8 protein-coding genes are annotated in these 9,388 nt (G+C 60.5%); 5 read left to right on the forward strand and 3 right to left on the reverse strand.

Annotated elements, in window-relative coordinates; genetic code table 11:
* Window positions 1-582 precede the first annotated feature (582 nt).
* Window positions 583-822, forward strand: a complete 240-nt coding sequence (locus H7007_RS04370) for a hypothetical protein (protein WP_287153363.1) — start codon at window positions 583-585, stop codon at window positions 820-822.
* Between the two features lie 190 nt (window positions 823-1,012).
* Complete coding sequence (locus H7007_RS04375) at window positions 1,013-1,420, forward strand: DUF6036 family nucleotidyltransferase (protein ID WP_287153365.1); 408 nt, start codon at window positions 1,013-1,015, stop codon at window positions 1,418-1,420.
* 140 nt (window positions 1,421-1,560) lie between these two features.
* On the opposite strand, the gene H7007_RS04380 is transcribed toward H7007_RS04375, so the two are convergent.
* Together H7007_RS04380 and H7007_RS04385 are read right to left on the reverse strand one after the other, a co-directional pair.
* Entirely contained in the window at window positions 1,561-1,845 is a 285-nt protein-coding gene (locus H7007_RS04380; protein WP_287153366.1) for a putative signal transducing protein, read from the reverse strand.
* A gap of 249 nt (window positions 1,846-2,094) precedes the next feature.
* Window positions 2,095-3,045, reverse strand: a complete 951-nt coding sequence (locus tag H7007_RS04385; protein ID WP_287153368.1) for an NAD-dependent epimerase/dehydratase family protein — start codon at window positions 3,043-3,045, stop codon at window positions 2,095-2,097.
* A 686-nt stretch (window positions 3,046-3,731) separates the two neighbouring features.
* Here H7007_RS04385 and H7007_RS04390 point away from each other — a divergent pair.
* Window positions 3,732-4,382, forward strand: a complete 651-nt coding sequence (locus H7007_RS04390) for a TetR/AcrR family transcriptional regulator (protein ID WP_287153369.1) — start codon at window positions 3,732-3,734, stop codon at window positions 4,380-4,382.
* On the forward strand, window positions 4,379-5,857 hold the full coding sequence (locus tag H7007_RS04395; RefSeq protein ID WP_287153370.1) for a hydroxysqualene dehydroxylase: 1,479 nt from the start codon (window positions 4,379-4,381) through the stop codon (window positions 5,855-5,857). The genes H7007_RS04390 and H7007_RS04395 overlap by 4 nt, the downstream gene beginning before the upstream one ends.
* Here the strand turns inward: H7007_RS04395 and H7007_RS04400 are convergent.
* Window positions 5,838-7,994 carry an RCC1 domain-containing protein gene (locus H7007_RS04400; RefSeq protein ID WP_350340617.1) on the reverse strand — a complete coding sequence of 719 codons (2,157 nt, stop codon included), beginning with the start codon at window positions 7,992-7,994 and terminating at the stop codon, window positions 5,838-5,840. The genes H7007_RS04395 and H7007_RS04400 overlap by 20 nt on opposite strands.
* A 780-nt stretch (window positions 7,995-8,774) precedes the next feature.
* Here H7007_RS04400 and H7007_RS04405 point away from each other — a divergent pair.
* Window positions 8,775-9,388: phosphoribosyltransferase (locus tag H7007_RS04405; RefSeq protein WP_287153373.1), on the forward strand; the 614-nt coding region annotated here is incomplete at its 3' end.

Here is a 9,388-nt window from a genome sequence, read left to right on the forward strand (position 1 = left end):
CCTACCTGGCCGCCTCGAAACGGGGGAAGAACCCCAAACTATATGCGGCTCTGACCGCGATTTTCGGGGTCTTCGTCCTGGTCCCCCTCCTGCGCCAGCCCAAGGCGGAGGGGCCCACTTCCTGACCCCGGGGAGAAGCGCTATCTCTCTAAACTCCAGTCTCGCCGCCCCGGCCGGAGGATGGAGGAAGAGGGGGCCCGGGGTGCTCCATCCTGCACCGTAGCAAGCGACTTTTTGCCCTTCGCGGCGAACGGCATGAGAATGGGCCAAGCGTTTGCCTTGTCAATCGGCAAAGCAGAGAGGTTTCTCTTTTTCCGCTTATGGGGCCGAGCAAGAATTGAAAACGGGGCGGCCCGCATCGCTTTTCGCTTCGCATAAGGAAAACCCGTTCTCCCTCATCCGGACCTCGTAATCCGGATCCTCTTCGCATGCCAGTGCCTCTCCGTCGACTCTCGTTTTCCCCATGGACAGAGGGCAGGGCCGCCGCGGTCCGCTCCGGCGTCCAGCGTAGGTTTGAGCTCCCAGCCTTCCGCCAGGCAGGCGGGATACCGCCCGCTGATTCGAGCATGAGGGAAAGATTGAGTGGATGAAACGAATACTGTCGAAAAGCAGAGGCAAACGGCGATGATCCATGACAGGGAATTACTGGAAAGGCTTGAGCGAGACCTGTTGAAAAACGACATGTCAACACCGGGAGAGAATCTCCATCTCCTGGACGCCATGTGGGAGGAGGCGGTATACCTCAGTGTTCTCCCAATCCCCAATCCCCTGGAGGGCATCGAAACGGACTTACGAATAGCGAAGGCCGTCAACAGTGTTTAAGGGGTTCCTCGCCAGGACGGGTCGCCTGCTCGACGAACACGGGGTTCCTTACATGGTCATCGGAGGACAAGCGGTCCTTCTCTACGGGGAACCCAGGTTGACCAGGGACATAGACATCACTCTGGGCATAGGCCCCCAGAGGGCGGAAGAAATCTTGAACCTGGCCTAAGTACTCGGATTGAGGATACTCATGGAGGACCCAAAGGAATTCGCGGAGCGCACCTTCGTTCTCCCTTGCCTGGTAGAGAATGCCAATATCCGTATCGATTTCGTCTTTTTGCAATGCTCTTATGAAGAGCGGGCATTACGCAGGGTCAAGCCCGTCCGGCTTAAGGACGTCGATGTGAAATTCGCATCCCTGGAGGATTCGATCATCCACAAGATTATCGCCGGAAGACCGCACGACATCGAGGACGTGGAAGTTGTGCTGGCCAAGAATCCTGATTTTGAACGCGAGTATGTGCTCCACTGGCCGCGAGAGTTCGACCGGGCTCTGCAGGGCGATCTTACGGACTCCTTCCAGAAGCTGCTGAAAGAACGGGAACCTTACCGAGAGGACCAATTCATTTTTTCACTTTCTGGCTTTTTATCCACATAAGCATTCTTTTATCTACATGGGCATTCCGTCGAGGATGAGAGTTTCGGTTGGGCAGAAGCTCAAGGTCTCCCCAAATCATGTTTAAAGCCCGAGAAACGGCCGGAAACTGTCCTCGCTGCGGAGGCATCACGCCAGACCCTTCAATCCAGGGTATCGCCTTTCCCGCATTCCACCCCTTCACCATCCATCCCGATTTCCTCGATCTCCTCTAAGAAAGCCCTGGCTTCGTCCGCCTCATCGGGAGGTACCACCACGCGGGCAGTACCGATGGGGCCGGCATAGAACGGGGTCGGGAGGTCCGCCCACAGCAAGGGATGGAATCCCTCTTCCCGGAGCAGGTTCACCACCAGCTCGGCCTCCGTCCTCTCCCCGGCGAAGACCACCTCCTCCGGGGGTTTCCGTCGTAAACGGTCAAGAAATCTCAAAATCCCGCCCTCCCTATAAGGATGCTGCCCGACATCATCTCCCTCCGGGGAGGGGCCAGGGAGACATATCGCCCCTGACCACCGAGGCCCCCCACTTCAAGCCAAAGGCTTACCGTTCGAACACGAAAGGTCGTAAAACATGGACTCCCTTCCTGTCCCCTTTTGTCCTCACAGGCTCTCGATATACCGGCCGGTCCCTCCACGTGGAAGCGCCTTCCCGGACAGAGGAGACCCACGGGAAACCAAGGTTCAACCCGTCCTGTGGGTCTCGATCATCTGCTTCACCGCGTCGCGGCTGCTCATGCGCGGCCCCAGGCCCAGAGCCTCCTTCGTCCACTCCCCGGAGATGGTCCAGCGGTAGCGGATGAAATCCAGCATTCCGGAAGGGCCTTCGATGAGCGGGGCATGGAGCCTCCACAGCAGTTCCACCATGGGATAGGCCAAGAAGGGAGGAAGGGAGACGATGCGCTTCCCCGCCATCTCCGCCACCTCTTCGGGGCTCACCGTCCCCTCGCCGCAGGCGTGGAAGAAACCCTCCGCCTCCAGCTCCAGCACGCGCATGAAGACCTCGGCCACGTCGTCCTCGTGCACGAACTGCAGCTCCGGCCGGGAGTCGCCCACGGCGGGGAAGAAGGGGAGGCGGAGGATGAAGCGCGAGAGATAGTTGTCCACGTTGGGCCCCACAACGATGCACGGCCTCACGATGGCCTGTTTTATCTCCGGGTGGTCGTCCTTGAAGAGGCGGCAGATCATCTCCACCTCGTACTTGTCCGAGGCATAGGTGTAATTGGGCATCCGCCGGGGGTGGTCCTTCTCCGTGAGCCACTCCGGGTTGTCGGGAAAGGCCCCGAACGCGGAGCTGGAGGAGGCCACGACCAGGTGCCGGGCGCCGCAAGCGGCGGTGGCGGCCAGGACGTTGCGCGTCCCGTTGACGTCGATGTCGTGCATGAGCCTCTCGTTGCGCAGGGGGTTGACGATGAAAGCCAGGTGCACCACCGTCCGAACCTCGTTGAGGACGAAGAGGTTGGTCAGCCTGGGGTCGCGGATGTCCAGGCGGTGGAAGTCCATCTTGGCGGATTGGTATCGCGGTGGGTTGAGGTCGATACCCAGTATCTTCTCCACCTTGTCGCTGCGGTCCATGAAGTGGAGCAGCCGGGAACCGATGTATCCGGAACAACCCGTGACGGCGACGACGGACATCACGCACCTCCCTGCTCTGCCCGGCATTATGCCGGCTTCCGGAACCGAGACAGATAAATAAACGGACGAAACAGAATATACCACCTAATGCCCCGCAGCACTAATCTTCAGGGCGGAACATCCAAAGGCCACCACTTTCGTCCTAGCGACATTTCCCTTGTTCTGCAGGATGAAGGGTAGTCTCTCAATTTCTCTTGCGAAGGGCGCTCTCTCGATTTTTTCCCGCCTTAAAACGCCCGCCAAAGCGAAAAAGCATCAGACTTCCTCTTTGCGCAATGCCAGCTCTTCTTCTCCTCCTATCCCTCGACCCGGCCTCTCCAATACCTACCATCTTGCATGAGGGTCTTCCCGGTCCATTTTCGCCTGGTCGAGAAGGGAGGCTGTCATCCCGACAAATCCGTAACGTGCGTTTGCGCGCGCCGACGTTCCCATCTAAAGATGGCCTCTCTTCTGTAAAGAACGAATCCGCGCTTCAAGTTCAATGCAGGTGCGCACGTCGGAAACTCCCTTTCAAAGGGCGGTATCTGGCAGCGTTTCGGTAGGCGGTCAGTTATTGAAAGCTATCAAGGGCGATTTCCGACGGTGTTGACCCGCAAGATCCATGATGCTATAAGTTAGTTAATGTTAACTAACTTCCATGTCGATTTCTGCTAGCCACTCGCGAGCTCGATACATGTGAACACGGGATGAAAAAGAGAGGCAAGCCGGAGAGGGGGGAGCGGAGGAGGCAGATCCTCCAGGCGACGCTCTCCATCATGAAGGAACGAGGCCTGGAGGGCACCACCACCCGGCGCATAGCCGAACGGGTGGGGATCACCGAGCCCGCCCTGTACCGGCATTTCCGTTCCAAGAAGGAGATAATCCTGGAGGCCCTGGACGAACTCGGCCGCCTTCCTCTTCAGGCGCTGCTGGCTGTGGGCGGCGAGGAGGGGACGGTCCCTGAGCGCATCCTGCGCATGAGCGAGGCTTTTTACGGGTTCGTCATGGACAATCCCGATGACGCCCTGCTGCTCTTCGAGGTCATGACCGCCGCCCGCGACCCCGACATCCGAGAGGCCCTGGGGGAGAGGTTCCTGGATTACATCCTGGTCATCTCGGAGATGTTCGAGATGGGCAAGCAGGAGGGCTCGGTCCGGGAAGATCTGAACACCCTAGTGGCCGCCTGGCAGATCCTGGCACTGGCCGTGACGCTGGTTCACGCTGCTCTCATGGGGCTGGGGGACGTCCTGACCCGCGACAAGGCGCTTCTCGCGGTGAGGGAGATACTCAGGAACATCGTCGGCGACGCTGCCCTCCGCAGCAAGACCGCGGTTACGGAAAGGAGTGGTGAGGCATGAAGGCGCTGATATTGGGTGGAGGGATGTCCGGCCTGGCCACGGCCATCAACCTCCTGGACCTGGGGCTGGAGGTGGAGCTGGTGGAGGCGGACGAGATATTCGGGGGGCGTGCCAGTTCCTGGAAGGATGAGGACGGGGACATGATCGACAACGCCCTCCACGTATTCTTCCCATATTATGCCAACCTGCTCAACTTCTTCCGCAAGATGGGCATCGAGGACAACATTATCTGGAAACAGACCGAGTTCTATTATATGCAGGAGGGAGGCAGGGAAGCGGTGCTGCGTTTCGCCAACCTCCCGGCCCCCTTCCACGCCGCGGCGGCCTTCTACACCCTTCTCAGGTCCTACACCGGAGTCCCCAGGTGGAAGCTCCTCTTCACCGCCGCGGGGATGGGCGGGGCGGTGATGTATTCGGAGCGCAAGCTGGAGAAACTGGACGAGATGACCTTCGGGCAGTGGGCCGTCCGGCGCGCTCCGGTGGACGCCTTCCTGCCCATGGAACCGGGCATCAACGGGCTCACCTTCACCCCCTCCTGGATGGTCTCGGCCAAGGTCATGCTCAACTGGTTCCGCAAGGTGGCCGCCGACCCGGACAGCGCGCGTGTGGGCTTCGCCAACGGCGGCCTGGGAGACATCTGGGTGGGTACCTGCCTGGACTACATCCACAGCAAGGGCGGGAAGACCGAGCTGCGCAAGGCGGTCACCTCCATCAACCTGGAAGGAAACCGGGTGCGCAGCGTGACCGTCAACGGTGAGGAAGAGCGCACCGCGGACCTCTACGTCTCATGCCTTCCCCCCTTCTCCCTGCGGCGGGTGTTGCCCCGAGAAGCCTTCCGATACCAGTACTTCCGTGACCTGTGGCACTTCCAGTACGCCCCCAGCCTATCCCTCCAGGTATGGTTCGACCGCAAGCTCACTGACGTGGACGTGACCTTCTTCTCCAACAACTGCATCTTCAACACTTACGCCGACCTCTCCAACGTGCTGCCCCACATCTTCACCGGGGGGTCCATGTTCGAGATGGTGCTCTCCCCCGCGGATCACATCGAGGGGCTCCCGGACGAGATCATCTTCGACATCGCCCTGGAGCAGATCCGTTCCCTCTTCCCCTCCGCCCGGGAAGCCCAAGTGCGCAAGTACAAGGTGGTCCGGGAGAGGCAGGGGGTATACCGACCGCTGCCGGGAATGGAGAAGCACCGGCCCTACCAGCGTTCGCCCCTGGACAACCTCTACCTGGCCGGGGACTACACCCGCACCCACGTCTCCTCGGGGGGCATGGAGGCGGCCATCTGGACGGCCAACCACTGTGCGGAGCTCATCGCCCTGGACAAGCTGGGGAAATCTCACATCCTGAACGTGGAGTGGAAACCCAAGAAGGGGCTGGTGCCCCTCATCAAGCCGGCCACCCGGGTGGGCGCGGCCCTGGCCGGGCTCGCCCTGGCCCGCCGCATGGTCAAGGGAGCCAAGCGCTGAAGGCCTTCCGGATCCGCTCCACGCTGAGACCGCTCCCGGCGCGAGCCGCGGCCACGTCCGCCTCCGAGCTCTCCTCCGGGAAGAAGCCGATGGACTCGTGGCCGCAGGTGCGGTTGCCCCAGTACACCGCCCTCTCACAGACGATGTTCGGCTTGTCGGCGATAACGAAGGTGGAGACGTCGTAGGTCTTCACGTAATCCCCCACGAATATGGAGCGGCGGGAGAAGGGGCCCATGGTGAAGCTCGGCCCTTTCACCGGTCCCTTGTCGGTCATGAAGAGCATCTCCACCGCGGTGGGCTCGTCGTAGGGGTTGCATGCCAGGACCCAGGTCTCGAAACCTCCGTCGGTGCACCCTTCGGGCAGGCACCAGAAGTTGGCGGAATAGGTGACCCCCACGGAATCGTGTCCCCAGGTGCGGTTTCCCCCGTACATGGCCCGCTCGCAGACCACCTTCCCCCCGGTTGAGGTTACCTTGGTGGACACGTTGTAGGTCCGCACGTACTTCGCGACCTCGTATGAGCGCCGGCTGCGCGGGGGTATCTCCTCCCTGGGCCCCCGAAGGTATCCGCTCTGGGTCTGGAAATCAACGCTGACCTCCACCGGGTAGGAGTTGGGGTTCTGCACCAGCACCCAGGTCTCCATCCCCCCGTCCGTGGAACCCTCCGCCAGGTACCAGGTGGAAGCGGGCTCCGTGGCCCCTATGGAATCGTGGGCCCAGGCCCTGCCCGGGCCGTACATGGCCCGCTCGCAGATGACCGCCCCGTCATAGCTCTGGACCAGGGTGGAGACGTCATAAGTAGTCACGTAGCTGTGAAGGGGAAAGGTGCGCCTGGATTGCGGGTTCAGAAGCAGGCCCTGCAGTTGCGGTGGGTTGAACGGGCCCTGCCCGGTCATCAGGGTGAGGTCCACGCTGACCGGGAAATCGTTTGGGTTCTGCACCAGCACCCAGGTCTCCATCCCCCCGTCCGTGGAACCCTCCGCCAGGTACCAGGTGGAATAAACCGAGGTAAGCGCGAGGCTGAATCTATCTCCGGCGGAAACGGCAAAGGCGTGGCAACCCGGGGGAACCTGCCGCTCGCCGTAATCGTTTCCGCCCCAGGAGACCACGCTCCCGTCTTCCCTGAGAGCCAGACAGTGCCCGTAACCCGCGGATATGGCCACATACCCAGCGTTCGGCGCAGGAACCGAACCGAACGGGTAGACATTGCCCCACATCACCACGCTGCCGTCCGACTTCAACCCCATGCTGTAGTTATATCCCGCAGACACGGCGATGAACCCGGAATTGGGACTGGGGACATCGCACTGCCCGAAACCGTTGTATCCCCAAGCCGCGACGCTGCCGTCGGACCTGAGGGCCAGGCTGTGATTGATGCCCGCCGATACGGCGACGAAACCGGTGTTGGGCGACGGAATCTGTAAGACGCCGTAGGAATTTGATCCCCAGGCCACGATGCCCCCGTCCGACTTCAGAGCCAAACTGTGGTAGTAACCCGCGGATACCGATACGAAGCCCGTGTTGGGAAGCGGGACATCACATTGATGGTAATAATTGTATCCCCACGCCACCAAGCTTCCGTCGGACTTGAGGGCCAGGCTGTGATGCTCACCCGCTGATATGGCGGTATAACCTGAATTCGGCGTAGGGACATCGCATTTCCCATACGAATTGTTGCCCCAGGCCACGATACTCCCATCGGACTTCAACCCCAAGACATGATCGAGGCCCGCGTCGACGGCGATGAAGCCCTCATTCGGAGAAGGGGGAGTGCACTGGCCGCTGTTGTTCAACCCCCAGGCGAGAACGTGGCCACTCGCATCCGCAGCCGAAATGCCCGTATCGGCGCGGGTGGCAGTCCTTTTCCCCGGCCACGAGGACGACGGTAGCCCGAGGCAACAGACCGCGGAAAGCATCAAACCCAGGACGGCGATCCCGAGGCTTGACGTTAGCTCGAGAATGGCCGATCTCCAAGTCCGTGCATACGCATGGCAGGGGGAAAACGGCGAAAGATGCTCCTGCCCGTGCCCCCATGTGAGACCATCTTTCCTCCTTTCTTCCTTCACCCGCGACACGCAACATGAGGTTTTGCTTCCTTCTTTGGACTGTGCGATGCGAAAGGAGGAAGCCTTCCCCATACGCCCAGCAAGTCACAAATCCAGGCGATTTTATTATCGGCCCGACATCCCTACTCTTGAGAACAGCCCGGTTACCGTTTGGTCACATTTTACAGATGAGCTTATACGCGGTCAAAAGAATCTCCTCAGCCTCGTATCAACGGCTTGAGGAACGGCGAACGCAAGCCGGAAGGACCTGACCGGGCTTTTCTTTATATCGAGCCTCTTTTGCTCAAACTTCGATTTCAGTCCTGTACACTCGAAAAAGCGGGCACCCGGATTCCGGCTTGCGAAAATATTCGAAACTCGTTGTCGTGCTCGGGAGAAAAGGTTCATCCCGATCAGCGTTGTCTCGCAGGCGATGGGACGTCACAAGAAAGGCAGTGGGGTGGCGAGGCTCTCATATGCTCAAGAACAAGGAGGTGGCATGCGGGCCGATCCGCGAAACGGTGAGCCATCGGGAGGTGGCGAGAAAAAGCTCCTGTTTCGCTTTCGCCTTTTCTTTCACGTACCCTTATCCCTTCCGCCTTCTCGAGGCGGAGGGGAGAAGGCTCGGTGCCGTGTCGTTCCGGTGTGTGCTTTTGGGATTGAAAAAGGTTGAGAGACCACCATATCATCCCGGTTAAACAAGGTGGGCAAACCGGCAGAAAGGGAGGGTCTCTCTTGCTGAACGGAACGAAATCATACTACCTCCGATTTCGGGAACGAACGGGATAGAGGACCGTTCGTCACCTCCCTGTCCGAAACAGCGGAAAATAATATAATCGAGATAACGGCCGCACCGAAGCAAGGGTAATAATCATGCCGGTGTTGTTTCACGACCGGGAGGACGCCGGCCGGAAGCTGGCGGAGTCCTACCGGGGTCCGGTCGACGATCTTGTGGTGCTGGGGATTCCCCGCGGGGGCATCCCGGTCGGGTTCTGCCTCGCGAGGGAACTCGGCGGGGACTTCGACGTCCTGGTGGCCCGCAAGCTCCCCGTCCCCCACAATCCCGAGGCGGGGTTCGGTGCCGTTGCCCCGGACGGGTCCCTCTACCTCAACGAGGAGATGCTTCAGCACCTGCACCTCACGCAGGATCAGATAAGGACCATCGCCTCGCGCGTGCTGGTGGAGGTCCGCCGCCGCCTGAAGGTCTACAGGGGTGACCGTCCCTTCCCCGAACTCAACGGGAAGAACGTGGTGCTCACCGACGACGGGCTGGCCACCGGATACACCATGATCGCCGCCGTGGAGATGGTGCGCAAGATGGAACCGGAATCGGTGAACGTGGCCGTGCCGGTGAGTCCGGAGAACACCGCCCGCCGGGTACGCCCCCTAGTGGACCATTTCCACTGCCTGCACGTCTCCGACCGCTATCCCTTCGCCGTAGCCGACTTCTACCTCGACTTCCACGACCTCAGCGACGAAGAGGTCCT

The organism is Candidatus Solincola tengchongensis, assembly GCF_015711935.1.
GTDB classification, from domain to species: domain Bacteria; phylum Actinomycetota; class Geothermincolia; order Geothermincolales; family RBG-13-55-18; genus Solincola_A; species Solincola_A tengchongensis.

Coding starts and splice junctions, on each gene's coding strand:
- H7007_RS04375 (WP_287153365.1), top strand. CDS start 1,013: ATGGAGGACCCAAAGGAATTCGCGGAGCGCACCTTCGTTCTCCCTTGC.
- H7007_RS04385 (WP_287153368.1), bottom strand. CDS start 3,045: ATGTCCGTCGTCGCCGTCACGGGTTGTTCCGGATACATCGGTTCCCGG.
- H7007_RS04390 (WP_287153369.1), top strand. CDS start 3,732: ATGAAAAAGAGAGGCAAGCCGGAGAGGGGGGAGCGGAGGAGGCAGATC.
- H7007_RS04395 (WP_287153370.1), top strand. CDS start 4,379: ATGAAGGCGCTGATATTGGGTGGAGGGATGTCCGGCCTGGCCACGGCC.
- H7007_RS04400 (WP_350340617.1), bottom strand. CDS start 7,994: ATGGGGAAGGCTTCCTCCTTTCGCATCGCACAGTCCAAAGAAGGAAGC.